Here is a 26,245-nt window from a genome sequence, read left to right on the forward strand (position 1 = left end):
GGACGAGCGTGTGAAAATTGGGCGCTTGTTGCTGTTTGTTTTTTTTATTGTTACACTTTGTTAATTATTTAGTTGTGATCTTTATTTGAATTAAAAATATAATTAAAAAAATAGGTGGTTATAACCAATGGTTATGACTGTTTTCTGAATGATCTAACACAGGTTCGTATGGCCTTGTCCCGGTTTTTGATGTTGCGACATGGGGTAAAAAGCCGTTCGGGATAGCTAGTGATAAATACTTAATCTACATTAACTTTTTACCTTAAACTAGCTTATTGGATTGTACTTCCTTGTTGGCGTAAATTTGACTATGCAAATCGGCAAGCAAGCAAGCAAGCAAGCAAGCAAGCAAGCAAGCAAGCAAGCAAGCAAGCATATGTTCGATAATGCATTGATCTAAAAGATAGGAGTACTAAAATGAAAAAATCAATTGAAAAAATCTTCCCTCGTCCTGCGCAACCGGGTATGGTAGGTGACGGATTTCGTGTATACAATATGGTTCCCGGTAACGGGATCAGCAAAAGAAGGATGAGTCCTTTCCTCTTATTGGATTTCAATGCGGAATTTGATTTTGGTCCATCGGATCATATCCGTGGGGTAGATGTGCATCCGCATAAAGGTTTTGAAACGGTGACAATTGCCTATAAGGGTAGTGTGGCGCATCACGACAGTTCGGGCAACAGTGGGGTGATCAATCCCGGAGACGTCCAATGGATGACAGCGGGATCGGGTATATTGCATAAGGAGTATCATGAGGAGAACTTCTCCAGGACTGGTGGTCCCTTTGAAATGGTACAGCTCTGGGTCAATCTACCTGCCAAAGATAAGTTTACAGCACCGCATTATCAGGGGATCACAGCGGATCAGATGGGCAAAGTACAGCTACCTGACGGAGCTGGACAGGTCAACGTCATTGCCGGTGTATTCCAGGATACAAAAGGGCCTGCCGAGACCTATACCGCCGTGAATCTCTTTGATATTAAATTGGAAAAGGGGCAGCAGACGACATTTCATGTTCCGCAACATCACAATGCCGGCCTACTGCTTGTCAATGGAGAAGCTGAAGTAAATGGTCAGTTGGCCAGCGAACATAGTTTTGTGCTATTTGAAAACGATGGCGATGAAATCGTGATCAAAGCCAACGAGCAAGCCGTCTTGCTGTTTATGAGCGGAGAACCTATTGAGGAGCCTATCGTGAGTTATGGCCCCTTTGTGATGAATAAACAAGAAGAGATCTATCAGGCTTTTGAAGATTTCCAGGCTGGTAAATTCGGTACGCTTGACTAATCATTCATGGTCATAGTAACATTTTTCGCTATCGACGGTCACCGTTCCCGAAAATCGCCGATGCAGAAATCTTATCAGGAACTTCCCCTGGGCTCAAAAAGCTTGGGGGATTTTTTTGATAGGGAAGATCAGAGGCGTAACATGGGATAAAAGTAGACCAACAGCGGCAGGTAATTCCTGAGGTCTTTCCTCAGGATTTTTAATGCCTGCTGGATGCGGTAATCAACGGTCTTGGGGGATACACCTAACTTCAATGCAATTTCTTTATAGGTCAGATGCTCAAACCTATTCAATTCAAAAGCCTCTCGGAACGAATCCGGGAGATTGCTGATCGCTCTATCGATCTTCTCTTTCAGTTCTTTTTCAAAATAAAGATCCTGGCCCGATTGTTCGAATCCAGTCAGTTGACTTAATTCATAAAAAGAACTTGCTTTCGTTTTTTCCTTCTTGATCGCTGTAAGACAACGGTTGCGTACCGCTGAAAACAGATAACTTTTTAGGGAAGTGCTAAAATAGAGATTCTCACGGTTGTTCCAGAGCCATAACATCAAGTCCTGTACATTTTCTTGAGCATCAGCCAATTCTACGTATTGCTTGCCGTAAGCCAATAGTGGGGCATAGTACTTTTTGAAAATAGACTCGAACGCGTATTTATCTCCTTTAACCAGATTTTCGACGAGGATCTCGTCGCCTAAACTCGTATTCATAAAAAAAATAAAAAAATTTTTAGGACATACTCCCCTTAAATAGTCATCCTTTAAAATCGTTGTAAAAATGCATAAAAATGATCAATATATAGAAACTCTGCTTTTGAATTTTATTAATAATAATTTATCGGCGGAAGAAGAGGAAAATTTGAGGAACTGGTTGCTAGAATCGGAAAGTAACCGGGAAAAAGCACGTTCTTTTTGTGAGTTTTACCACCAAATTGATGCTTATGCCATATTGGAAAGCACTGATACTGATCGGGCCTTTGAAAAAATGACTTCAGAGATCAGCGAATTCAGACCTACTAGACGCTTGAATTATCTGCATATACTGCAGCGCGCGGCTGCGATATTGTTCGTGCCGCTATTGCTGGTTCAGCTTTATCAGTGGTATAGCAGGTCTGAGGCTGTAACCTGGGTCACTATGCGCACCAATCCGGGAATGGTGGCTTCGATACAGCTGCCGGACAGTACAACGGTATGGTTAAATGCAAATACCGTGATCAGCTACCCACAACGATTCACTAAGGAGCGTCTTGTCAAATTGGATGGTGAAGCATTTTTTGACGTGACAAAAAATCCGAAAAAGAAATTTAGTGTACAGACTGCCGCTAATGCAGTCGTTGAGGTATTGGGCACCCGCTTTAACGTGGATGCCTACCATACAGACTCAACTGTGCGCACAACGCTCGAAGAGGGGCGTGTACAATTTAAATACCAATCTGATACTGGCCCCAAATCCTTGCTGCTAGAGCCAAGCCAAACCGTAGTCTATAACAAAAAAAACAGGTCGATTGTACCCAATGAGCTGAACGAAAAGACCCTGACCTCCTGGAAAGACAACCAGATTGTGCTCAACAACACAAGCCTGACGGAGTTACTGACCATTATATCCAAGCGCTTCAACGTCAAGTTTAATCTAAAATCACAAAAACTAAATGACGAACGACTTACCGGTGTGTTTGATTCACAACAGCTGATCACCGTGCTGGAGCACATCAAGATATCTTCTCAGATCCAATATAATATTGTTAATGACGGTAGTAAAACCGATGGTTCGATTACCGTAGAACTCTATAAATAAGTCCTTATCATGTAAACAATAAAATTCTACTTATACAATTTATTAACCATTATCATGAACAAGTTAAGATTAAAACTGATCTTATTGGGGGTTGGAATCTCTACGTTCCAATTTGTCCAAGCACAGCAGAAGTCCCTGACTTTGTCTGTTAACAACAAAAGCATGCAGACTATTCTGGATGAAATTGAAAAGAAATCTGGCTTTCGGTTTTTTTACAACAATAACCAGATTGACACAAAACGCAGTTTTTCGGTCAATGCCAAAGGGGAGGATATCAATGCTGTGCTTGAGCGGCTTTTTAAAGGCACAGAGATTAACTACCGTATTATGGAAGGGAATATCATCCTTTCGGTAAGAGAAAAATCAACGCTGACAAAATCGGAAGGGCAGCAACAATTGATCACAGTCAGCGGGGTTGTACTGGACGAATCACAAAAGCCTTTTTCCGGTGCGACAGTCAGTCAGGGGGAGCGCAAGACAAGTACAGATCAACAGGGGAAATTTACAATCCGTGTACAAGCGGATGAAAATCTGTTCGTCAATGCAGTCGGTTTTGAAAGCGTGGAACTAAGTCCTTCGAATTCGCATACGCTCCGTGTCCAATTGAAAGCAGGAAATAAAGCGTTGGATGAGGTAGTGGTTACCGCTTTGGGAGTGAAACGCGATCAGAAGGCATTGGGCTATGCCGTTCAAAAGGTTGGGGGAGCAGCACTTTCTTCAGCGAAAGGTGTGGATGTGGCAACTTCTTTGACCGGCCGTGTGGCGGGTCTGAATATCAAAAACAGCACCGAATTTAATACTACACCAACAATTGAACTGCGCGGACGTGCTCCACTGATCGTTATTGATGGGGTAGCTTCGCAATTTGTCAGTCTGCGTGATGTCCCGGCGGATGATATTGAAGATATCAGTGTATTGAAAGGGGCGACAGCCGCAGCTTTATATGGTAGCAGAGGCGGCGGTGGAGCCATCATGATCACGACGAAAAAGAGCAAAGGCAAAGGAATGGATGTGCAGATCAATAGCAGTACAATGTTTAATGCGGGCTATCTGCGGAGACCGGAAGTCCAGACATCTTACAGTACGGGCCAAGGAGGGAAATATCAACCGGGAAGTTATGTCTGGGGGGATAAACTGGATATCGGAAGAACAGCAAAGATTTACAATCCTTATACCTACCAGCTAGAAGACACCGAATTGCGATCTATAGGAAAGGATAACCTAAAGAATTTTCAACAACAGAGCTTTATTACCAACAATAATATCAGCATTTCTCAACGGGGGGAAAATGGTGGTGTCAGGGCTTCATTTACGCATGTTTATAACAAAGGCCAATATGAAAATAACAAGCTGAACAAGATGACGTATGCAGTATCGGGTGATATGACCGCCGGTAAATTTAAATTTGAGGGCGGACTGAACTATAATAAGCGATACTATCCAAATATGGGAGCCACGGGATATGGTGGTGGTGGGATTCTTTACAACTTAACTGTCTGGTCGGGAACTGAATATGACATCAGGGACTATAAAAACTATTGGGTAACTCCCCATGAAAAGCAGAACTGGATGGATGCTTCCTGGTATGATAATCCCTATTTTATTGCCAATGAGATTGTACATTCCAATGATTATAATATTTTAAATGGTTATCTAAATACGGAGTTTAAAGCAAATGACTGGTTGACGATTAATGCACGCCTAGGGTCAGATATGTATTCACAGCTTGATCAATACCGAAATCCTATTGGTGCTGTTGGGGGCTGGAACAAATTGGGGTATTTCTCGAATACCCGCCAGGGTGGTTACAGTGTCAATGGGGATTTAATGGCTACCGCAAAAAAGGAAATCAATCAATTTGCGTTTGAAGCATTCCTAGGAACTGGGTTAAATTATCGAAATAACGACAGCCAAAGCGGAGCAACTTCCGGCGGATTAACAATTCCGGGATTTTACTCTTTGCGGGCTTCAGTAAATCCTGCTACCACGAGTTCAAGTTTAACACGCCGGCAAGAGAACGCAGTATATGGGCGGTTAACGACATCTTGGAGAAATGCGATCTTTGTGGAAGTCACAGGCCGGAATGATTGGACATCTACACTGGATAAAAATAACCGTTCATTTTTCTATCCCTCAATATCTTCTAGTGCAGTATTATCGGATCTAATAAAATTACCTACCGTGTTGAGTTTCTGGAAAGTGAGAGGCTCATGGGTCAGAACAAAAACTCCACCCGAAATCTATGCCATTAATCAGCAATATGCAATTTCCAGTGATGTCTGGCAGGGGCTCGGGACTGCTGCGTATCCAACGGTCTTGAGGAACGCCTCGATTAAGCCGGTCACAATTGATACTTGGGAGCTCGGGACGGGACTTAATTTCTTGAAAAATAGGATACAGCTAGATGTTACCTATTATAATGCTTTAACATTTAATCAGCAACGTAATGCTGCAGTCAGTTCAGCTACCGGTTTTTCGCAGACTCAGATTAACATCAAAGAAGACTTACGTAGAAAAGGGATCGAAATTATGTTGGGCGCGGATGTAATAAGAAATCAGGATTTCAACTGGAATTCCAAAATCAACTGGTCGAGGGATCGGTATACTTATGATCGGGTGGATCCGGATTATTCAACAGATAAACCTTGGGTAAAAGATGGAGCACGATGGAATTGGGTGGCAGTGTATGATTGGGAAAGAGATCAGAACGGCAATATTATCCATTATGGCGGATTACCGAGAGCCAGTGCTTACCAGACCGTTGCTGGGTACAATGAGGCTGATTTTATCTGGGGCTGGTCAAATACTTTTTCCTACAAACAGTTTACATTGAATCTCTCTTTTGATGGACGTGTGGGTGGGATCACACATAGTGTGACCGACCAGGCGATGTGGAATTCTGGTAGTCATCCTGACAGTGATAATGAATATCGCTATGATATGGTAGTCAATGGTAAAAATAATTATGTAGGACAGGGCGTAAAAGTGGTGTCTGGCTCGGTAGACTATGATTCGTATGGTAACATCACAAGAGATGACCGGGTATTTGCGGCCAATGACGTACCTGTTTCTTATGAAAATTATCAAATGCGTATGGCTCCCTATATCGGTAGTCCAAGGTCCCAGTTTATGTTCTCACAGACTTTTGTCAAATTAAGGGATCTGAGTTTAGAGTACCGTTTGCCTGCTACCTGGTCGCAGAAAATTAAAGCAAAAAATACCTCTGTGGGTCTGATAGGCCAGAACCTATGGATGTGGACCAAAGACTTTAAATATTCGGATCCCGACGTAGGTTTGGATAACCTTAATTCGGCATCTATACGCTACATTGGTATGAATCTAAAACTTCAATTTTAATCCGCAGCATCATGAAACAAAAAATAAATAAATTATTTGTGCTTGTATTCGCTGTCAGCACAACTGTACTTGCTTCTTGCAACAATTTCGAAGAGATCAATACGGATCCGAATGGGTCAACTCAGGCATCTAGGCCGTTGCTGGCTACGAATATTATACTTGAACTAACCTCGAGTAAAATGGGGAAACCGTTTTATGGCAATCAACTGCTGTCAAAAAGCCTGGCCTGGGGTGAAAGCGCTGATGGCGATCAATATAATTATTTCGGCCGATCGGAATTTAGCGGCTATAGTACCGTTATCAACGGTAATAAAATGTTGGAATTAACAACGGAGGCATCCCGGCCAGCGTATGAGGGGCTGTATTATTTCTCGAAGGCTTACCAACTATTTTATCTGACGATGCAATTGGGAGATATACCCTATTCGGAGGGATTTCAGGGAGAGACAGGGGTATTGAAACCAAAGTACGATACGCAGAAGGAAGTACTTTTGGCAATTCTAAGTGATCTCGATCAGGCCTATGAATCGTTTAATAAAGGGGTTAAACTGGATGGTGATCCTATTTTTAAAGGAGACCCGGTCAAATGGCGAAAGACTGTTCGGGCATTCCAACTCAAAGTATTGATGCATCTGTCGATGAAGCAGGCCGACAATGATCTCAAAGTAATCAGCCGTTTCCAAAACTATGTGAAATCAGATTTGATGGCTTCGAGTGCAGACAACTTTCAGCGTACCTATGCCAACAACGCTAAGGAATATTATCCGGTTTATTTTACCCGGCTTAACCATAATCCTTATGCAATGTTGAGTTACTTAATCGTCGACAAATTGAAAGAGAGTGCAGATAACAGGTTGTATTATTTTGCCAAACCTGCTAAAAGCGAAACAGATAAGCAGATACCGGCCAACAGTCCGGATGCCTATTTAGGCGTAGACCCATCAGTATCCTTTGATGTGATCAGCAAAAAGTGGTCTTCGGGTCAATTCTCGGGAATTAATGCGCGTTATACGCAATTGCCCAGCGGAGAGCCCGTTGTTAAGCTCGGTTATGCCGAACAGCAATTTATCTTAGCTGAAGCCGCATTGCGTGGCTGGATTTCAGGTTCGGCCAATAGCTATTATAATGAGGGTATTCGTGCGAGCATGGCCTTTGTAGCCGATAATACGCCGGATATAGCCGACTATCACCATAATAAGAAGATTGATGCAGCCAATATCCAAGCTGTGCAAAACCATCCGTCAAACCTTTTGACTGGAAATTTTGAAACTGATTTGGAAAAAATTATATATCAGAAATACTTATTGTCTTTTATGCAACGTGAGTGGGAGTCGTATTATGACTACCGTCGCACAGGATATCCTAAATTTCCGATTAATCCAAATACAAATCAGAATATCACGAATACGAAAATGCCGATGCGCTGGATGTATCCAAACTCGGAATTTGATACCAATCGGGAGCATGTAGATGCGGCTATACAACGTCAGTGGGGTGGTGTGGACAATGTCGACAAACTCATATGGTTGTTACAAAAATAAAATAGGACTTGTACCAAAGTCTTTAGATATTTGAACAGGATACCTGTTTTAGTCCGCTGGAGCAGGTATCCTAAATTGATGAGTTAAGACATACCATAAAGATGAAACTAGGAAAATTTATCCTACTGTTGCTACTGTTCAGCATCGTACAGATGCTATCTGCGAAAGGGAAAACGGAACTTAAAGTTCTGCAGATCAATATCTGGCAGGAAGGGACGGTAGTGCCCAATGGTTTTGCGGCTATTGCGGATGAAATCATAGACAAAGATGCAGACATTGTGCTTTTTAGTGAGGTGCGCAATTACAAGGGAACTGATTATATTCAGCGTATATTGACTGCGTTAAAATCCAGAGGTGCAAGCTATTTCGGTAAGTCAAGTGATGAAAAACTGGATGTGGGACTAATCTCAAAATTTCAGGTAGGAGAACAGCGTGCACTTTATGACCTCGAAAGTGGAATGGGAGGCGTGCTGAAGAGCAAAATTAAAGTCGGTAAACGCAATTTTGTCTTTTATTCTTTACACCTGGATTATACCAATTATGCCTGCTATTTACCCCGCGGATATGATGGAGTGACCTGGAAGAAATTGGAGAACCCGATCACCGCGGTCTCGGCTATTGTGGAAGCGAATCGCAAAAGCAAAAGGGATGAAGCGATACGCGATATTATACGCGATGTGGACGGAGAGGAGCAATCCCAGTCCTTTATTATCGCCGGTGATTTTAATGAACCCTCACACCTGGACTGGACAGTAGCGACCAAGGATCTGTTCGACCATCGGGGTGCCGTCGTGCCCTGGGACTGCTCGGTTCTGCTGGAAAAGGCGGGATTTATCGATAGTTTTCGTATGATGTATCCCGACCCCGTAAGCCATCCTGGTTTTACTTATCCTGCATTCAATAAGGATGTACCTATTGATAAGCTGGCCTGGGCGCCGACAGCAGATGATCGGGACAGAATAGACTATGTCTATTATCGCAGCAAGCAACCGCTAAAAGTGAAGGCGACAAAGATTGTAGGTCCTGTGGAAACAGTAAAATATGCCAAAAAACAGGACAGAGATAGCAAAGATGAATTTCTGCGTCCAAAGGGAGTATGGCCTACAGATCACAAGGCCCTGCTGGTGACCTTTGGCTTTTAGCCGATAAAAGCAGGGAACACCTTGTTTAAACGGAAAAGTGATTATAAGATAAGGCGAATATCGCATAACCTTGGCGGCACAGACTGGTTTTAGCTTACCGTCTGTGCTTCTTTTTTTGCGGGTTGATTTCTTGTGGGAAATGACGGTAAGCCAACGCTAAAAATCGAACCTTTATGGGGTATACTCTGGATATCGACTATACCTTTGTTGCGTTCGATCAGGTCTTTACAGAGGACAAGCCCCAGGCCCGATCCGGGTTCTGCTTCTGTGCCGAATGATTTGTGCTGAGCCACATTAAATAACATCGCGGATTTAGAGGGATTGATCCCAACCCCCTCGTCCTGGATATGGATGTGGGTATGGCTTCCCTTCGTACTGCAATAGATACTTATCTTTCCGGCAACATAGCTAAATTTGATGGCGTTGCTGATCAGGTTGCGGAAGATAATGGCGGTGTGATCCCTGTTGGCAAAAATCTCTGTGCTTTCGGGGATGTCAATCTCGATCCTGAGTTGTTTGGCCTGGATCTGGTCGGCAAACAGGCTTATGATTTCCTGTATCAGTGGTTTGACCATGACCAATACTGCTGGGTTCGTAATGCCACGCATGCTGCTGGTACCCCAGTGTAAAAAATCGTCCAATGCCTGGTTTTGAAGAACGATCTGCTGATAAAGTTGTTGGATATATTCCCTGGATATCGTATTGTCGAGAACCTGGTCACGGAGCATCAGCACCAATGCTTCCAAACTGGCCAAGGGGCTTTTGATATCATGGGCGACGATAGAGAATATTTTTTCCTTATCGCGGTTCATGGATTCCAATTTGCGGCGCTGTTCCTCGATCTTCTCCATATTGTTGTAAATAATCTGTAAGAAAGAATTGACAGCGATAACAATGAAGGCAAGTGCATTGCTGATATTGAAGATCAGTCTCAGCCGTGGTACGCGTTGGGACAGGGGAATAAGCGGGGGCAGGAAATAGAGCAGTGCGATGGAGCAGGCAGTAGCAAGACAGAAAACAATATGGATGCGGCGATCGTCATAAAGTAACATCGAAGCAATCAGCGCACACAAGAGAAAGTACTCACCCCCGTTTTTAAATAACATGGCTCCTAGAAAAAAAAAGATAAAATTGCTGATCAATAACATGGCCTTTGCAAAATTATGTTTGCCATCATACTGTAGGAAAAGAACCGTAATAGAACAGATCGCGTTAGATAAGTTGATCGCCGATAAGAGGTAACGTTTGTCCATGATATTAAGGACAAAAAAGCAAAGCGTGGGCAATAAACAAAGTATGGCAATCAGATTGACCATCTGTATCCTTTTGAGATTGACATAGGAAATATCCGGATGCGTACCGATATTTGTAAGTATGTTCCAATATCTTCGGATATACTTCATAATTTTATTTAATCTGCTAGTGAATATTAATCCGCTAAATTAACATAAATAAGGTGTTGTCGCGTGATACAGATAAAAAAATGTTCGCTATACTTTAATTGGCAGTAGACTGGGGGCTGTCCCTGCTTATTTATTGGTCTGCAACTGATTTAAAACCTGAGTTGAAAGGTCTTAAATCAGTTGCTGGATTGATGGAAATTAGCTATTTTCTGTATGTAACCAGACTACTTTTTGCTCTGCTTCATGTTGCTGACCAATAATGTTGCGGTAGAGTTCTGGTCGTCGGGCGCTGATATAACGATACCCACCAGCCTGTATCAGTTTTTCGGGTGTGACTGTGGCTATGACAAAACTATCGTCAAATGTATGGCATTCTGCGAGAATATCCCCGAAAGGATCTAAGATCATTGAACAACCATTTTTTAACTGATCGTCATCCATTCCGATGGGGTTTGAAAACACGGTGTAAACTGCGTTGTCATAGGCCCTGGCTGGCAACCATTTCATTAACCAACTGCGTCCTTTCATTCCATCAAACTCCAATCGCAAGGAGGTTGGATCCTGTTCACGGTTGTGCCAGAGCTGAGGATCCACAAAGCCCGCTCCAGGTCTAGATGAAGGAGTACACATGGTAACATGTGGCATAAAGATAATGTCGGCTCCCAATAATTTTGTTGCGCGTACATTCTCAATGACATTATTGTCGTAGCAGATCAAAATGCCGCATTTCCATCCTTTGATCTCAAATACCGTATAAGCTTGACCTGGAGTCAGATAGGGGTTTATAAAAGGATGTAATTTGCGATGTTTGGCGACTAACCCATCTTTGTCGACACAGATATAAGGCTTATATAAATTGTCGTTTTCATCTTTTTCAAATAAACCGGCAAGAATGGTAATATTGTATTTGGTTGCTATCTCGATCAACTTCTGGGTGCTGTTTCCTTTGGGAACGAGTTCGGCAATATCGAGCATTTGCTGTTTATCTAAATTTCTTGCGAAAGTATAACCAGTAATGGAACATTCGTGAAAAGCAATCACATCAGCACCTTGGGCTGCGGCCTGTTGCGCAAGGGTCTCTATGATTGTCAGATTATAGGCTTTATCCGCACTTTTATGCTCAAATTGTGCTGTGGCAATTTTTAATTTGTCCATATTTCTTTCTTTGATCTATAGACAAATCTACTCGTAAGTTGTTAAGATAAATTGTACAAATCCGACAAGCGATCAGGCAAGGCTTGGAACTCCATAAAATTGATTGCCAGTCTGCATGTATTGTTCAAATATATGGATGGCGTAAAACCAGTATATTTTTTAAACGTTCTGATGAGATGAGATTGATCAAAATACCCGCTTTCGTAGGAGATCGTCGTCAGTGTTGTACCATCAGGTTTATTGCGAAGTAGCTTCAAAAAGAAATGGAGTTGGACAATGCTTCCGAATTTTTTTGGACTCATACCGACCTGTTCGGCAAATATCCGTTCCATCTGCCGCTCATTATGACCACTAAGTTTGAGTAATTCTTCCACAGAGAGGAGCCCTTTGTGGTCGGTAATATATTTTAATACGTTAGAAAAGGAGGTCTGACCTAGCGATTTGTGTCGAGTGTCGAGTGCATAAAAGAAGGTGTTTAATGCATTTAATTTGGCTGTTGGATGCTTGCAGCACATAAGCTGATGGTAAAGCCGGTCTGCTGACTGTCCAAAGATATCCTTCAAGCCAATGATTTGATCTTTTAGCTCATGTGCCGGTATACCCAGCAATTTGTAGATACCATCGGGTTGAAATACAACAATAATAAAGGAAATGCGTTCGATCAGACAGAGATCTTTAAAATGACTGATCTGACCATACAAAAATGAGTGGGGAAGATGATCGCTTCGGTTGATGGATAATTGGCCTTCATTCAAAAGAAATACCATTCCTGTATTGCCGTCCGAGAATAAGCGTAGCGTTTTTTGCGGATCAGCAGCGCTTTCCAAAAAGAGGTAGTGCTTGATGTAAGGCAATAATTCTTTTGGCGGGAGTATCTGCATGGCCTAATCCTTGAGTTGATGTATACCAAATGTACGTATTTCCTCTTGTATGAAAAATTAAAAATGATTTGATATTTCGCGTTATCTGTCGTCTCAATTGAGGTTTCTGACCGCTCGCTTTACGATGTATATGGTTTCTTTACTTTTACTTTCTGTTTCCCATCTGGTAAATAATTCTTTAACAAATAGCGGACAGGTTTTGGCGGTGTCATCCAGCCAGTTAGCCACGCTGTTTTGTACATACCGGGATAGGTCACACTTTAAGGCTTCTAATACGGGTAATGCAATGGCGGGATTTTGTTTCAACGCATCAATATGTGCACACCATACATCTCTGGACCGTATAGCTTCTGAAGCAAAGCGCCTAATGACAGAATACTTCCAAGGAAGTCTTTAAAGAGCTGCCCCCGCTAGTAGAATATATACTGAAATTACTAGGTAAAAGTCTGGTAGAGGTGCTCTGGAAATTAAACGACGGGGGTGAATCGCTTTTAGTTGTTTTATTCCTTCTTGGATTGGCGGGATTTAATTTCCTGGTTGATCTGTGCGTAATTCACATAGATGGGTATAAAAAGGCAAAATAATGAAGCTGGAATACCCGAAAGCGCATATTTTTTGGTTTTAAATCCTAGATAAACCAACAGTACTATGGCTACGCACATTACGATGCCAAAAGATAGCATAACTGCTGTAGATTTTTTTTTCTTTTTGTTTAACTCGTCGATGGTTAAATCGGATAATGCTTTATTTGCTGGCATGTCTTAATGGGTTAGGATGTATTAAAAAGGTTATATAATTGTTCTGTTCGGTACAAATTTAAATAAATTTTTGACCCTGTCAAGTTCTTTTTGGAAGCCGATTGTGATATATTTATAGGGATAGGTTTGCAAAATAGATTTGTTCTTGATGAAAATTTAGGGGTAGAAATGAATGAAAGCGAAAAAATCAAAAACGATCAAACGCTTAGGCCATTTTGTTGTTCTTTTAACTAAAGTAGATTTGGATGTGCTGAATTGCTGTTAAGCATTCACCGGGACAGCAATCAAATTAGGAAATCGTATAAATAACCATTAGAACGCAAAAAGATGAAATCAGCAAAATACATTGTGCTCAGTTTTCTGGAAAGTCTGAACAAAGAAGATTTTACGGCTGCATATGAATTACTGGATAAGGACATGGTCTTTGAAGGGGTACTGGGAAGCAGACATACTGCAGACCATTATATTGCAGATATGAAGAAGATGAAGTTAAAATATAATATTAAAGAGGTGATGACAAACGGCAATCACGTCGCCATCTTCTATCATATCAATATGGGCGGGAAGGAAATATTTAGTGCAGGCTGGTATCAGGTGGAAAACGAACTGATCCTGAAGATAAAGGTAGTCTTTGATCCACGGCCATTGATAGCCGATAAACCATAGCCCAGGGGGCTGTCGTTCTGGGCTTTATTAGTAGCTACTCGGCCCTTTGTCTGAGATCTTCGGCAGCGCCGGTTTTACGTGACTGTCCGGATTTGCTGGATCCAAAATTATAGCTATAAGATAAGGTCAGGATGCGGGGTTCTCTTCTGCTCTTGAAACTTTCCTCGTAATTATTGTAGGCAGTCAACCCCTTTCTATTATTGCTGTTGAAGGCATCGGTAAGGGCAAGTTTCAGGCTGTTCTTTTCCTTAAATTTCTTCTGCAACCCGATATTGAGATTCCAGTAAGGGGAGATACGGACAAAGGCATAAACCTCTGTTGCTTTATAACTGGCTGCCAGTTCAGCGACGAAATTTTTACCCAATTTAAGGGTATGGATGCTATTGATATCGAGGGTAAAATTACCGATATTGTTAATCTGCGTTCCCGAAACATTGCCTGTATAGGAACCATAATAGAAGTTGGCGTTGTTGTTTATATCCCACCAATTGGTTGGCTTGAGCGGCAGAATCAGATTAAGCGAATAATAGGCGGCTGATTTCAGGTTTTCTTCGGTCTGAACGGTGATATTTTCTCCATTTTCGAGAATGGGCTTGATGACAGTGGTGATGTTGTCACTTATTTTGCTATAACTCAAGGTGGCTATGTATTTACCTTTGAAACTATAGGTCAACTCGTAGTTTTGTGATGTCTGCGCATTTAGATCAGGATTGCCAACGCGGTATGTCGTCGCATTGATATAATATTTAAAAGGATTGAGCTGTTGGTAATTGGGGCGGTTGATACGACGGCTGAGGTTAACTTCGAGATTATGATCAGCGGTGAAATCATAGGAAAAAACGACACTCGGAAATAGCTGCGTGTACTTCCGCTTATTAATTTGGTCGGTGGTTAGCTGTGTTCCGGTAACATTGGTGTTTTCTATACGCAAGCCGAGTACAGTTTTCAGCTTATCCCATTTTTTTGAAACATTTCCATAAGCGGCATGGATGTACTCCTGGTAGATATAATGGTTGGACTTATTGCTGTCAGGTACTGCCGGTGATGTACTATGGTCATAGAACTTAATATCGTTATCTGACTTAACATAACTCGTTTTAAAGCCGATCTCCAGTTTAAGGCTTCTAGGAAGGATCTTGATCCAGTCGCTCTTTAATGCAAAGATATTCAAATCACCGTCAGTCTTGCCCTTTAAGATATAGGGTATACCGATAGGGCCACCGTTATTGTCGCTGGTTCTGGTATCAAAACTTTGATTTGAGGCGCTGGTATAGCGAATGAAGTCGAAATCGGTGCTCAGTTCAGACCCAAGGGTGTCCATAAGGTATTTATGGTTGAGGTTTGCGGAGATGTTTTTTGTGGTATTGACCGTCTGACTTAGTGTAGCGGTATGGTTGATCGCCTGCTGGTCAGGACCCATCAGCGTTGTCTTGCTATCTCCAAGCGGTTTAAATACATTACTTGTGAAGCTGACAGCGGCACCGACCAGGTTTTTGTCCGTCAGGTTGTAATCGAAGCCAATTTTACCGTTGTGGTTGCGGGAGCTGAACTTAAAGAAGTTATCCTGAATGAAAGTTTTCTCCAAATGACCGTCCTTATAAAATCTTCGATCGAGCATAAGCTCATTATATGTCTTGCGGTAAGCAAAATCATAATTCGCAAAGACGTTGAGCTTATCGTTACGATGATTGATATTAAAACTGTTGTTATTTTTAAGGTATCTCGCGGCACCTACTGCGGTAGAGAAGCTGCCATTGGTGCCTTTATTTGTTCCTTTTTTCAGTTTTATATTGATAATGGCGGTTCCGGCAGCATCGTATTTTGCAGAGGGATTGGTGATGAGTTCAATTTTATCAATGGCAGAGGCGGGGAGCCCGCGCAGGTAACTGGCGAGCTCCTCACCGGTAAGTGCTGAGTTTTTTCCATCAATCTGTACAAGAATATTGCTTTTTCCCCGCAGAATAATGTTGTTATTCCCGTCGACGGTAACACCGGGCGCTTTTTCAAGTACTTCCAACGCTGATCCGCCCGTATTTTGAAGGCTACTTTCCACATTTAAGATCAGTTTGCCATCATGTCGTTCGATATATGGACGTGACCTGTTGATCACGACGGTTTCCAGCCGTTGTTCGTTGATCCGAATTTCTGGCAAGGGGATATCCTGCTGCGTTACCTGGATTACTTCGGAATTGTAGAGGTCGGCTTGCCCGCGCCGAACTTTGATATAATAGGCTCCTTTGGCAACTGCGTCAAAATGGAATTCACCCTGCTGATTAGGGAATTCGGTCTTGACGAGTCGGCTCTCCGTATTGAATAAGTGAATTTCCAGACTGGAAATTTCTGTGCCCGCTATTTTCCCTGACAATGTAAATTCATTTTTCGGAGCCTGTTGGGCAAAGAGTCCGGTTGTCGATAAACACAGCAATAGGTTTATAAATGTGATCAAAATTGATCTCTTTGTCGAATGGTTAAGCATGATCGTGCAGGGGGTCCGTTGAGTTTGCATTTTTAGTTTTATATCCACCGCGTATGTTTGCGCTGTTAGGTCTATGTCGCAGGAGCTGACCATATGTTGCACATTAATTTGATACATGTAGAAATAGCGGGTTAGCGTCTTCGTAGCAGACAATTATGATTCGTTGGGATTCACTTAAGATTCGTCTAACGACAACCAAAAATAACTTGATATCTTTGTGTTAACTTGGTTCATCTAAGATTAAGCTTAACTAAGCATGTATTGGAAAAGTCTTTCTTCAAAAAATGAACCGATGGCGAATGTTTATTGGCTAATATAGATGTTAAGATATAAGGTGTTAAATAATCTCAGATAAATGCATATCATAGAAGTGATATTTATAGCGATACTATGCATTGGCATTGTCAGTTTAACCGCTGGCGTCTTGTTGATGTTGGTATATTTTGGACTTAAGGTTATATCGGCAAAAGGTTCAGGGAAAGACCTCATTGAAAAGGTATTTAGCTTGGGATATTATGTAATGCATGTAGCGATGCTGATATTTCTATTGGGGCTGGCGGGACTGGCGGTCTGTATGGCTATTGAGGGGCTGAGAAAAGGCGAATATAAGTTGAGATTTAGCAGGACCGGAGGGGGCTATACAAGGATAAGTTGGGCTGAAAGACCGATCCGGTTTGCTTTTCAGACCATAGCCCATATCGGTTTTTCTAGTTGGCTGATCTATTTTTGGGTCAGGCAAATACAATCTTTTTCAAAGAAGAAGATATCCCGTAGCAGAAAACAGTGAGTTCTAAGCGGGAATCAATGTCCGAAGATATTGGAGAGTTATGCAAGCAAAAGCAGCAGGGAATGAAACTGGTGTGCGTATGCTCAAAGTAGCATGGCTTATAGCGGTGGGGAATGATTATGGACAATGAAATCAATGGTAGTATAGATCGAAATCATGGGAGGTACGGTTTTATGATAAAGAAAAGCATTGTTATTGTGCTGGCAGTGATGACCATTATAATCTGTGGATGGCTCATCCTTGGTCTGACGAGCTCTTTGGATATTCCGTCCAATAAGAATGATCAGTTTGCAAGTGAGCAAAAGTGGCAGGTGGATCAACGGAGTGATATTGATTCCTGCGAAAAACAACTTATCAAAAATCAGATAGACCTGAAACGTGTCAATGAAAGGCAGATTTCGGAGCGGGCTTTTCAAACACAACTATTCGCGCTTTTGATCATTGTATTTCAATTGATATTGATTGTTTTGGTAGTATTGATATGCCGGAAGCCCTATTCTTTACAAAAGACGCCCTAGTATGAAATTATTGAAAATTATATTTGTGCTGGTGATCCTATTTGCCTGTATTTTTTGCCTTATTTCATTTTTGAAGCCGATTCCTTATGCCAACAGCTGCGGTGAGGATAATCTATACCGATACCGCATGGGAATCTATCAGATAGATACAAATATTATTCAAGAAAAGAAACTTGGTGGGCTATTGTGCTTTGCTGGAATAAAGCATATTCGGTGCCCTCATGAGATGGCGATACAACGGGATAAAATGCTTGCACAAGCTATTGATAGCACCAATAAGAGCTTAAAATGGAGGTTTTTGAAAAATGATCTATGGATTAATAAAAATGGAGATATCGGATTGAAGGAAAAGATCGCTATTGGAAATGAAGGTGTTACTTTTGTTGATAGTTATCTTACAAAAATGGGCTTTAATACCGAGGAACCATTGAATGCAATCATTGATACCAGTACATTTCAAAAGCTGAACAATGCATTCTATAAAGATAAAAAACATATTTATCGCTATTATGCAATGGCCTATGGTGGAAGTTTTTCTACTTTTGAAGAAGCTGATCATGCAACTTTTGTAGCGCTTGGTGATTGCTACGCTAAAGATAAAAGGCATATCTATGAGAATCGCCGAGGTATTTTAGATCATGTAGACTATAAGACCTTTAAAGTCAAAAGTACGGTGGTCGGTTGTTTTGCTAAAGATAAAAATGGTTATTTGTCTTGGGATGATCGGATTACAGGGGAGGATCTAGCAGATGAATATGTAAAACGGGCGATCAGCGAATTGGATAAATAATGCAGCGACTTCTGATTTTAACGGTTCTAAATCCGACAACAAGCTGATGAGAGATGTGTTATCCCGATCGTTCTTTTGCAGGCATCGGGACTACAAATCCAAGGGCATCAAATAGCGTCCAGACAAACTGGGTATTCAAGAAGCCGATGTGTTTTATGGACATCTTTTTTCTGTGGACATAAAAGTCAAAGAAGTCGTGAATGTTTCCTTTTCTTGTAAGTAAAAGGAAACATTCAGTACCTAGTTTGGGCTGCGAAAAATTATTATAATGTATTTACTTGCCGATACAGAATTTGGAGAAGATATTGTCCAATAAATCATCTGTGGAAACTGTTCCAGTGATCTCACCAAGATGATATAAGGCCTGACGGATGTCCATTGCCAAGAAATCCGAAGTAACCGGATTGTCAATACCAAATAATACACGCTCCAGTGAATCGGATGTCTTCTGTAATGCCTCTACATGTCGGATGTTGGTGACCATGACATCGTCTGTGTTGAGGTTGCCAAGTTGTACTCTGTTGATCAGTTCCTCTTTTAATTCTTCGACTCCTGTCTGCTCTTTTGCTGAAATATAAAGCGGATTAAGTGGCGCATATGCTGCCTTTTGTTGATCGGATAATAAGTCGCTTTTATTGATAATCGTCAAAAATGGAATTTGCAGGTTTTGAATTTCGGACAACTGTGACTGCACATCATCTATTTTATCCTGCATTGGATCAAAAAGATAAATAATCAATCTAGCCTGTTTCATTTTTTCGCGTGTACGTTCAACGCCCTTGGCCTCAATAATATCTGCGGTCTCCCGAATCCCTGCGGTATCGATAAACCTGAAGGTTACCCCATGGATATTAATTTCATCTTCAATGGTATCGCGCGTTGTTCCGGCGATGTCTGAGACAATGGCACGTTCCTCGTTCAGGAAAGCATTCAACAAAGTTGATTTACCTACATTTGGTTTTCCGGCAATAACCACAGGAACACCATTTTTTAATACATTTCCCTGTTCAAAAGACTGAATTAGTTTTTGTACAATTACTTTTATTTTATTGATTAGATTTTTGAGCTGGTCTCTATTCGCAAATTCTACATCTTCCTCCGAGAAATCCAGTTCAAGCTCAATTAGGGAAGCAAAGTGGATCAAGTCCTCACGGAGGGATTTAAGTTGGTTGGAAAATCCGCCACGCATCTGCTGCATGGCAATTTGATGGGAGGCAGCCGAATTGGAAGCGATTAAGTCTGCTACTGCTTCAGCCTGTGAAAGATCCATTCCTCCATTGAGGAACGCACGAAGCGTAAATTCACCGGGGCGCGCAGCCCGAGCTCCTTGTTTGATAAGCAAGTTGATGACACGCTCAATAATATATTTGGAATTGTGTGTGGAAATTTCTACGGAATTTTCTTTGGTATACGAATTGGGCGCGACAAAAAGGGAGACAAGCACCTCATCGATAATCTCTTCGCCATCGCGAATGGTGCCAAAATGGATGGTATGTGAGGCCTGCTGGAGCAGATCCTTACCTTTGAAAATGTCATTGGTGATTGTAATGGCCTGTGGACCTGAGACACGAATGACAGCAATTGCACCATTCTTACCAGCCGATGTCGCCAATGCGACTATTGTATCTTCAGTAATATAACCTGTATTGGACATGCTGCAAAGATACGTTAAATTGGCTGAATGAAGCGCCCAATGGCCGAACAAATTAAATTTACAATGATGGATTAAACCTTTGTTCAAACACGGATGTCATACTGATAGAAATGCTTATAAAAATTAGCAAAAACGTATTTGATTTATAATTTAAATGATGGGTTATGAAAAAGATGATATACTTCGCATTGGCAATTGGGGGACTTACCTTACTCTCCCCAAAAGAGTCTTCAGCTCAACATCGTGGACATGATCGCGAATGGAAGCATGATAAAGAGTACCGGAAATACGAGGAAAAAAGGGATCGGGAAGAACGGAAATACTGGGAAAAAAGAGATAAGGAAGATCGGAAATATTATGAAAAGGTAGCCAAGAGTTATCGCAAACAATACAGACATGGCCCGCCAGCCTGGGCGCGAGCGCATCGATACGATAATAGACATCACGTTTATTTCAGAGACTATAAAACATTTTATGACCCTTATCGTAATGGATATGTTTATATGAGAAACGGACGCTGGAGTTTTTCGGCAAGTGTACCTTCTTTCATGCTAAACGTGAACCTGGGAGCAGCTAACATCCGTGTGGTGAAAGATGTGCCGATAAGTAGACATCCCGAAGATTTTTATGATGACTACCGCTGGGATTAAAATATAATTTATCTTGTTGTTTAAGTTTAAAAGCCTCATTCTTTATGGAATTGAGGCTTTTAATTTATGCTGTTAATTTTCTTCGAAACTGACTTTGCCCACTTCTAAGGATTTTATCCGTGCTAAAGATTCTATCCTGATATGGGGTAATTCGCGCAGTCTGTTGCCACCTTCCTGAAAGGATTTTTCAATAATAAAACCCATACCAAGTACTGCTGCGCCAGATTGCTGAATGAGGTCCAATATACCGAATGCTGCATTTCCATTCGCTAAAAAATCGTCTATAAAGAGTACCTTGTCATCCGCTGTCAAAAATTCCTTGCTCACACAGATATCGTAAGTCCGATTTTTGGTAAAGGAATGCACTTCACTCGTATACATATCGCCCATGGTCTTGGGTTTGGCCTTTTTAACAAAAACTACAGGGAGCTCGAGTAGGTAGCCAAGCATGATAGCTGGCGCAATGCCACTCGCTTCAACAGTGATGATCTTGTTGATGGGTAGATCTGCAAAACGACGTACAAATTCTACAGCAATAGACTTCATCAATACAGGATCCATCTGATGATTGATAAAGCTGTCTACTTTCAATATGCCCCCAGAGAGACTTTTACCGTCATTAAGGATTCTATCCTTTAATAATTTCATGTGATACTTTTTATAAATAATTGCGAAGATATACTCAAATAGGAGTGACGCGGTTAATCGGTCTCCATTTGATATAAGTTATTGAATTCTTCCTGATGATGTTCGAGAATAACTTTACGTTTCATTTTCAAGGTCGGCGTCAGCTCCCCATTTTCAATCGTGAATTCATCCTTTAAAATAATAGGCTTCTTAATCTGTTCCCAATTGCCAAAATGTTGATTGGCGCGACGTACTTCCTGATTTACTTTTTTGATAATGGGAGGACTGGTCAGGAAGTCCTCTTTGCTCATATCTGCTAATTCTGGAGCATCGTTTTTAGCCCAATCCAATAGGTGGGAATAATTGGGGACAATAAATGCGGACGCAAATTTCATTCCGTCGCCGATGACCATGGCTTGCTCAATAAATTTGGATTCCACGAGTTTGGTCTCGATAGGCTGTGGGATAACATACTTGCCGCCTGAAATCTTGAACATTTCTTTTTTTCGGTCGATAATTTTTAGGAATTTTTCATCTTCCCATTTACCGATGTCGCCGGTATGTAACCAGCCGTCAATGATCGTTTTGTCCGTCTCTGCTTTATTTTTGTAATATCCCAACATGACATTAGGTCCTTTGACCAATATCTCGCCGTCCTCGGCTAGCTTGATTTCTACGAAGCGAACAGGAAGACCAACGGTACCGATGCGTATTCCTTTGATGTAATGGTTGACCGAGATCAAAGGTGAGGCCTCAGTCATGCCATATCCCTCATATAATGGGATTCCGGCCGCTAAAAAAGCGCGTGTCAGCCTATTATGCAGCGAGGCCGAACCCGAGGCTACGGTCAACAGCTCGCCGCCCAAAGCTTCATACCATTTGTTGAGCACAAGCTGTTTGGCAAGTTTGAGCTTCATATTATAGGCGAAACTTCTCTTGGCAGGATTAGGATCGTATTCTTCAGCTACGCTTACTGCCCAATCAAATACTTTTCTTTTGACGCCCGAAAGTTCATGACCTGTTTTCATGATCTTCTCATACACTTTCTCAAGAATACGGGGAACGACGGTCATGATATGCGGTTTTACTTCTTTTAGGTTATCCCCAATTTTATCAAAGGACTCTGCAATATGTATGGTAAAGCCCAGGTACATGTAGGTATACAGCACCATGCGCTCGTAAGCATGACAGGGGGGAAGAAAAGTGAGTCCCCGGTCATAAGCTTTACAGGGGGTAATCTCTGCAGCGCCCAATACATTTGAAAAAATATTGTTATGGGAGAGCATGACTCCCTTTGGCTTACCGGTAGTGCCGGAGGTATAAATTAATGTGGCCAGATCCTCCGGTTTGATCTGCTCACGCAATTTAGTTAATGTTTCATCGGTACTGTTGACGCCCAGGTCGTTTAGCTCATTCCAGCTTCTGGTGCCTTCCTGTTCCGAAATACAAAAGATATATTTTAAGCTGTAGATAGATTCTGTGAGATTCATCAAACGGTCATATAACCCTTTATTACTGACAATACAGACTCTGATTTCAGCATCATTAAAGATATACTGGTAATCGGCATCAGTAATATTGGGATAGATAGCCACTACAACTGCACCGATCTGTTGAATGGCAAAATCTATCATGTGCCATTCCACACTACTGCCAGCGATAAGACCGACCTTTTCGTTGGGCTTTACACCGAGCTCTAGTAGCCCTTTGGAAAGACTATCTACCTTTTCAAGAAAATCAGCCGTTTTGATATAGTTCCACTTGCCATCCAGTTTATGCGCAAACATGTTGAGATCGGGATATTTGCTGATCTGTTGATGGGCAAGATCAAATAATCTAAGTTTTTCTTCCATTTCAAATATATATACATTTTTGTCCCATGGGAACAGCCTTTTCCTATGAACTTTATTTCAGGGGAAAAGTTTGCAAACATAAATAATTGTTTCAATAATTGGGAATCAATTTGTAATTAGCTCGTTCGCAATGGAGGGGGCAGGCATGAGACAAGCGGAGGCTTGACCTGAAGAAAAGGGTGGGAGTATCGGATTGTGAAGTCTAGTGGAAAGTCGAAATGAAAAAGAAAAGCTAGTCGTTATCGACGACTAGCTTTTCTTCTTTGTTTTTCCTTGATCAATAGCCCTAGTTCGCGACCAGTGGCTCCTGCAACGGAGGTATTTTCCTGTGCCCTTCTGAATAGGTAAGGCATTACTGCTTTAACCGGACCATAAGGCATATATTTAGCGACATTGTAGCCATGAGCAGCCAGATTAAAACTTAAATTGTCTGACATTCCCAGCAATTGTGCAAAATAGATACGATCTGTTGATCTGTCGATACCACGTTTGTCTATTTCCTCTGCCAGTAACATGCTACTGTCTTCGTTATGCGTACCCGCCATCAGTCCGAAGTTGTCCAGGTGATCCAAGATAAATTCAATGGCTTCATTGTAATCTCTATCGGAAGCCGCTTTATTTGGTTGGATAGGATCTGCATATCCCATTTGCGCAGCGCGGGCACGTTCGATCTCCATATAGGCTCCACGAACTATTTTTGCACCCATATGGAATCCTCTGATCTTGGCATATTCAAAATCAGCTTTTAGAGAAGCCAACTTGTCGCTACGGTATAATTGGTAGGTATTATATACAATAGGTTTTTCCATATTGTATTTCTCCATCATCTCCCGAGCGATGTCATCAATGGCATCCTGGATCCATGAATGTTCGGCATCGACCAATACCTTTACACCCGCTTCATGACAAGCTTTACAGATGCGGTCGGTACGGTCAAGCATACGTTGGTATTCTGCCTGCTCTGATTCTGTTAATGTTTGTTTCGCATTAACCTTCTCGAACAATTCAAAACGGCCTAATCCCGTCGGTTTGAATACTGAAAACGGAATATACTTATTCTTGCTCGCTGCGGAGACCGTACGCAGTACTTCATTGCAACAGGCATCAAAAGCAATTTCGGTCTCTTCGCCTTCAACCGAATAGTCCAAAATCGTACCAACACCATTTTCACCCAATTCATTAATGGCTGTTTCACAACCTTCAATGGTTTCTCCTCCACAAAAATGTTTGAAGATCGTACTACGGATTATACCCTGGATCGGTAATCCAATGTTCAGCGCAAAGTTGGTCATGGATGGACCTACTTTTGTCAAAAAGTTATTCGCTATTATTTTGAATAACCAATACGCTCTTTCTAAATCCTTATCGCTTTTACTTTTAAAAGCAATCTCTGTATTATCAAAGGACAATGTTCTGGGCTCAGAATTCTCAATCATAATCTTTATTTGCAATAAGGCAAATGTAGCAATTTAGTAAGCATTAAAACGATGATTATTCTTGTATTCCTCGGTTAAACCACTATTTTTGTGAAATGCAAGAATTTAAAATCGAAGGGGAATATATACAGCTTATCCAGTTACTTAAAGCTTTAAATTGGGTAGAGCATGGTGCTATGGCTCAGTGGGTTGTTGCTGAAGGTTATGTGAAGTATAACGGTCAGATTGATTATCGGAAAAGACTGAAATTGAAGCCTGGTGATGTTGTGGAATTCGACGGAATGGAAGTAAAATTGGTGTAATATTAAACAATATTGGTAAATAGAAAACTTAAACCTTAAAGAATCGTAGAATGGAAGTCATAGAAAGTTTGGGCTATCAGGTATATTTTGATGATACGTTGGCCTCTTTGGAGACGTTTTTAGCTGAACGTAATTATTCAAAAATCATCGTTTTGGTAGATAGCAATACTTTAGACAATTGTTTGCCTTTGTTTCAACAGGCCCTACCTAATTTATCCAACTATGATGTCATAGAAGTAGATCCGGGGGAAGAAAATAAAAATATAGATTTCTGTATAGGGGTCTGGCAGAATATGCTTGATTTTGGTGCTGACCGACATTCGCTGCTGATTAATCTCGGCGGAGGCGTTGTGACTGATATGGGAGGTTTCGCAGCATCTACTTTTAAGCGTGGAATGGACTTTATTCAGATTCCCACAACCTTGCTTTCGCAGGTAGATGCTTCTGTCGGCGGAAAGACCGGAATCGATATGGGAAGTGTGAAAAATATAATCGGAACATTTGCTCAACCTCAGGCTGTGTTTATCTCAAGCCAGTTTTTAAAAACATTGGATCAGAGACAATTGATATCTGGATTTGCAGAAGTTATCAAACACGGGCTGATCTTTGACCGGGCATATTATGAGCGTGTGAAAATGCTCGATATAACGCAGGTGGACAATACGCTGGTCAAACATTCCGTTTCTATAAAGAATAAAGTGGTCCTGGATGATCCCAAAGAAAAGGGGCTTCGTAAGATCCTGAATTTCGGACATACAATCGGTCATGCCATTGAGGGCTATTCGTTGTTGAATGATCGCAAGCCTTTATTACACGGCGAAGCTATTGCCATTGGGATGATTTGTGAAGGTTATCTTTCTTATAAATTGAATGGCCTTTCCTTGGATGAATTGAATGACCTGATTGCCACTTTTAGAAGGTACTTTACGGATTATGCCTTTAGTTCAGCTATAGATACAACTTTGTTGGATCTGATGCGTAACGATAAGAAAAACTTATCCAACCAGATCGGCTTTGCGCTCCTTGATAAAATAGGTAGCTGTCAGTATGATATTTTCGTCTCTGAGGACGATATTATCGAAAGCCTTGATTTCTACCGTGAGCTAATCAGCGGCTAGAATAATGGAAAAGCTGTGTACAGGGAGAGTGCACAGCTTTTTTGACGATACTC

At 41.5% G+C, this 26,245-nt stretch carries 22 protein-coding genes; 12 read left to right on the forward strand and 10 right to left on the reverse strand.

The features are described from left to right. The first annotated feature begins 417 nt into the window (after positions 1 to 417). Complete coding sequence (locus BWD42_RS02700; RefSeq protein WP_077432931.1) at positions 418 to 1,287, forward strand: pirin family protein; 870 nt, start codon at positions 418 to 420, stop codon at positions 1,285 to 1,287. 128 nt (positions 1,288 to 1,415) lie between these two features. On the opposite strand, the gene BWD42_RS02705 is transcribed toward BWD42_RS02700, so the two are convergent. Next, a complete protein-coding gene (locus BWD42_RS02705) occupies positions 1,416 to 1,994 on the reverse strand; it encodes an RNA polymerase sigma-70 factor (protein ID WP_077432932.1) in 579 nt (192 codons plus the stop codon). A 103-nt stretch (positions 1,995 to 2,097) separates the two neighbouring features. Between BWD42_RS02705 and BWD42_RS02710 the strand changes: the two genes are divergently transcribed. The 4 genes from BWD42_RS02710 to BWD42_RS02725 all read left to right on the forward strand — a co-directional run bounded on the left by BWD42_RS02710 (position 2,098) and on the right by BWD42_RS02725 (position 9,118). Then, complete coding sequence (locus BWD42_RS02710; protein WP_175991937.1) at positions 2,098 to 3,078, forward strand: FecR family protein; 981 nt, start codon at positions 2,098 to 2,100, stop codon at positions 3,076 to 3,078. 54 nt (positions 3,079 to 3,132) lie between these two features. Next, positions 3,133 to 6,435, forward strand: coding sequence for a SusC/RagA family TonB-linked outer membrane protein (locus tag BWD42_RS02715; protein WP_077432934.1), 3,303 nt, complete (start codon positions 3,133 to 3,135; stop codon positions 6,433 to 6,435). Between the two features lie 11 nt (positions 6,436 to 6,446). Beyond that, entirely contained in the window at positions 6,447 to 7,976 is a 1,530-nt protein-coding gene (locus BWD42_RS02720) for a SusD/RagB family nutrient-binding outer membrane lipoprotein (RefSeq protein ID WP_077432935.1), read from the forward strand. A gap of 101 nt (positions 7,977 to 8,077) precedes the next feature. Beyond that, a complete protein-coding gene (locus tag BWD42_RS02725; RefSeq protein WP_077432936.1) occupies positions 8,078 to 9,118 on the forward strand; it encodes an endonuclease/exonuclease/phosphatase family protein in 1,041 nt (346 codons plus the stop codon). Positions 9,119 to 9,207: 89 nt separating this feature from the next. Here the strand turns inward: BWD42_RS02725 and BWD42_RS02730 are convergent, their stop codons facing one another. The 4 genes from BWD42_RS02730 to BWD42_RS02750 form a co-directional block, all read right to left on the reverse strand. After that, positions 9,208 to 10,521, reverse strand: a complete 1,314-nt coding sequence (locus tag BWD42_RS02730; protein WP_077432937.1) for a sensor histidine kinase — start codon at positions 10,519 to 10,521, stop codon at positions 9,208 to 9,210. Between the two features lie 198 nt (positions 10,522 to 10,719). Beyond that, the gene (locus BWD42_RS02735) at positions 10,720 to 11,676 is read right to left on the reverse strand and encodes a nitrilase family protein (protein ID WP_077432938.1); all 957 of its coding nucleotides are present in this window, start codon (positions 11,674 to 11,676) and stop codon (positions 10,720 to 10,722) included. Between the two features lie 41 nt (positions 11,677 to 11,717). After that, positions 11,718 to 12,557, reverse strand: coding sequence for a helix-turn-helix transcriptional regulator (locus BWD42_RS02740; protein WP_077432939.1), 840 nt, complete (start codon positions 12,555 to 12,557; stop codon positions 11,718 to 11,720). 500 nt (positions 12,558 to 13,057) lie between these two features. Further along, positions 13,058 to 13,315, reverse strand: a complete 258-nt coding sequence (locus BWD42_RS02750; RefSeq protein ID WP_077432941.1) for a hypothetical protein — start codon at positions 13,313 to 13,315, stop codon at positions 13,058 to 13,060. A 327-nt stretch (positions 13,316 to 13,642) separates the two neighbouring features. Here BWD42_RS02750 and BWD42_RS02755 point away from each other — a divergent pair, with 327 nt between their 5' ends. Then, a complete protein-coding gene (locus tag BWD42_RS02755) occupies positions 13,643 to 13,981 on the forward strand; it encodes a nuclear transport factor 2 family protein (RefSeq protein WP_077432942.1) in 339 nt (112 codons plus the stop codon). Between the two features lie 34 nt (positions 13,982 to 14,015). On the opposite strand, the gene BWD42_RS02760 is transcribed toward BWD42_RS02755, so the two are convergent. Further along, positions 14,016 to 16,427: an outer membrane beta-barrel family protein gene (locus BWD42_RS02760; RefSeq protein WP_175991938.1), complete on the reverse strand. Its 2,412-nt coding sequence runs from the start codon at positions 16,425 to 16,427 to the stop codon at positions 14,016 to 14,018. Between the two features lie 385 nt (positions 16,428 to 16,812). Here BWD42_RS02760 and BWD42_RS02765 point away from each other — a divergent pair, with 385 nt between their 5' ends. The 3 genes from BWD42_RS02765 to BWD42_RS02775 all read left to right on the forward strand — a co-directional run bounded on the left by BWD42_RS02765 (position 16,813) and on the right by BWD42_RS02775 (position 18,552). Beyond that, complete coding sequence (locus tag BWD42_RS02765) at positions 16,813 to 17,244, forward strand: hypothetical protein (RefSeq protein ID WP_139350998.1); 432 nt, start codon at positions 16,813 to 16,815, stop codon at positions 17,242 to 17,244. A 113-nt stretch (positions 17,245 to 17,357) separates the two neighbouring features. Continuing rightward, entirely contained in the window at positions 17,358 to 17,762 is a 405-nt protein-coding gene (locus BWD42_RS02770) for a hypothetical protein (RefSeq protein ID WP_139350999.1), read from the forward strand. Between the two features lies 1 nt (position 17,763). Further along, the gene (locus tag BWD42_RS02775; protein WP_077432946.1) at positions 17,764 to 18,552 is read left to right on the forward strand and encodes a DKNYY domain-containing protein; all 789 of its coding nucleotides are present in this window, start codon (positions 17,764 to 17,766) and stop codon (positions 18,550 to 18,552) included. 274 nt (positions 18,553 to 18,826) lie between these two features. On the opposite strand, the gene mnmE is transcribed toward BWD42_RS02775, so the two are convergent. Continuing rightward, positions 18,827 to 20,206, reverse strand: a complete 1,380-nt coding sequence (mnmE, locus tag BWD42_RS02780; RefSeq protein ID WP_077432947.1) for a tRNA uridine-5-carboxymethylaminomethyl(34) synthesis GTPase MnmE — start codon at positions 20,204 to 20,206, stop codon at positions 18,827 to 18,829. A gap of 164 nt (positions 20,207 to 20,370) precedes the next feature. On the opposite strand from mnmE, the gene BWD42_RS02785 reads away from it, so the two are divergent. Beyond that, positions 20,371 to 20,856, forward strand: coding sequence for a hypothetical protein (locus BWD42_RS02785; protein ID WP_077432948.1), 486 nt, complete (start codon positions 20,371 to 20,373; stop codon positions 20,854 to 20,856). Between the two features lie 72 nt (positions 20,857 to 20,928). Here BWD42_RS02785 and xpt read toward each other — a convergent pair whose 3' ends face one another. The 3 genes from xpt to BWD42_RS02800 all read right to left on the reverse strand — a co-directional run bounded on the left by xpt (position 20,929) and on the right by BWD42_RS02800 (position 24,772). Then, entirely contained in the window at positions 20,929 to 21,504 is a 576-nt protein-coding gene (gene xpt, locus BWD42_RS02790; protein WP_077432949.1) for a xanthine phosphoribosyltransferase, read from the reverse strand. A 53-nt stretch (positions 21,505 to 21,557) separates the two neighbouring features. Next, positions 21,558 to 23,336, reverse strand: coding sequence for an AMP-dependent synthetase/ligase (locus tag BWD42_RS02795; RefSeq protein WP_077432950.1), 1,779 nt, complete (start codon positions 23,334 to 23,336; stop codon positions 21,558 to 21,560). A gap of 239 nt (positions 23,337 to 23,575) precedes the next feature. After that, positions 23,576 to 24,772, reverse strand: coding sequence for a proline dehydrogenase family protein (locus tag BWD42_RS02800; protein ID WP_077432951.1), 1,197 nt, complete (start codon positions 24,770 to 24,772; stop codon positions 23,576 to 23,578). 95 nt (positions 24,773 to 24,867) lie between these two features. On the opposite strand from BWD42_RS02800, the gene BWD42_RS02805 reads away from it, so the two are divergent. Beyond that, complete coding sequence (locus BWD42_RS02805) at positions 24,868 to 25,074, forward strand: RNA-binding S4 domain-containing protein (protein WP_077432952.1); 207 nt, start codon at positions 24,868 to 24,870, stop codon at positions 25,072 to 25,074. Between the two features lie 50 nt (positions 25,075 to 25,124). Beyond that, positions 25,125 to 26,192, forward strand: coding sequence for a 3-dehydroquinate synthase (gene aroB, locus BWD42_RS02810; protein WP_077432953.1), 1,068 nt, complete (start codon positions 25,125 to 25,127; stop codon positions 26,190 to 26,192). Positions 26,193 to 26,245 lie beyond the last annotated feature (53 nt).

Origin of the sequence: Sphingobacterium sp. CZ-UAM (assembly GCF_002000245.1) — a bacterium.
In the GTDB taxonomy this organism is placed as follows: Bacteria; Bacteroidota; Bacteroidia; order Sphingobacteriales; family Sphingobacteriaceae; genus Sphingobacterium.

Bases quoted from the DNA above. Each gene is read 5' to 3' on its own strand.
- BWD42_RS02715 (WP_077432934.1), top strand. From the start codon at position 3,133: ATGAACAAGTTAAGATTAAAACTGATCTTATTGGGGGTTGGAATCTCT.
- BWD42_RS02735 (WP_077432938.1), bottom strand. From the start codon at position 11,676: ATGGACAAATTAAAAATTGCCACAGCACAATTTGAGCATAAAAGTGCG.
- BWD42_RS02750 (WP_077432941.1), bottom strand. From the start codon at position 13,315: ATGCCAGCAAATAAAGCATTATCCGATTTAACCATCGACGAGTTAAAC.
- BWD42_RS02770 (WP_139350999.1), top strand. From the start codon at position 17,358: ATGATTATGGACAATGAAATCAATGGTAGTATAGATCGAAATCATGGG.
- BWD42_RS02705 (WP_077432932.1), bottom strand. From the start codon at position 1,994: ATGAATACGAGTTTAGGCGACGAGATCCTCGTCGAAAATCTGGTTAAA.
- BWD42_RS02755 (WP_077432942.1), top strand. From the start codon at position 13,643: ATGAAATCAGCAAAATACATTGTGCTCAGTTTTCTGGAAAGTCTGAAC.
- xpt (WP_077432949.1), bottom strand. From the start codon at position 21,504: ATGAAATTATTAAAGGATAGAATCCTTAATGACGGTAAAAGTCTCTCT.
- BWD42_RS02765 (WP_139350998.1), top strand. From the start codon at position 16,813: ATGCATATCATAGAAGTGATATTTATAGCGATACTATGCATTGGCATT.
- BWD42_RS02805 (WP_077432952.1), top strand. From the start codon at position 24,868: ATGCAAGAATTTAAAATCGAAGGGGAATATATACAGCTTATCCAGTTA.
- BWD42_RS02700 (WP_077432931.1), top strand. From the start codon at position 418: ATGAAAAAATCAATTGAAAAAATCTTCCCTCGTCCTGCGCAACCGGGT.
- BWD42_RS02785 (WP_077432948.1), top strand. From the start codon at position 20,371: ATGAAAAAGATGATATACTTCGCATTGGCAATTGGGGGACTTACCTTA.
- mnmE (WP_077432947.1), bottom strand. From the start codon at position 20,206: ATGTCCAATACAGGTTATATTACTGAAGATACAATAGTCGCATTGGCG.
- BWD42_RS02795 (WP_077432950.1), bottom strand. From the start codon at position 23,336: ATGGAAGAAAAACTTAGATTATTTGATCTTGCCCATCAACAGATCAGC.
- BWD42_RS02740 (WP_077432939.1), bottom strand. From the start codon at position 12,557: ATGCAGATACTCCCGCCAAAAGAATTATTGCCTTACATCAAGCACTAC.
- aroB (WP_077432953.1), top strand. From the start codon at position 25,125: ATGGAAGTCATAGAAAGTTTGGGCTATCAGGTATATTTTGATGATACG.
- BWD42_RS02725 (WP_077432936.1), top strand. From the start codon at position 8,078: ATGAAACTAGGAAAATTTATCCTACTGTTGCTACTGTTCAGCATCGTA.
- BWD42_RS02720 (WP_077432935.1), top strand. From the start codon at position 6,447: ATGAAACAAAAAATAAATAAATTATTTGTGCTTGTATTCGCTGTCAGC.
- BWD42_RS02730 (WP_077432937.1), bottom strand. From the start codon at position 10,521: ATGAAGTATATCCGAAGATATTGGAACATACTTACAAATATCGGTACG.
- BWD42_RS02775 (WP_077432946.1), top strand. From the start codon at position 17,764: ATGAAATTATTGAAAATTATATTTGTGCTGGTGATCCTATTTGCCTGT.
- BWD42_RS02800 (WP_077432951.1), bottom strand. From the start codon at position 24,772: ATGATTGAGAATTCTGAGCCCAGAACATTGTCCTTTGATAATACAGAG.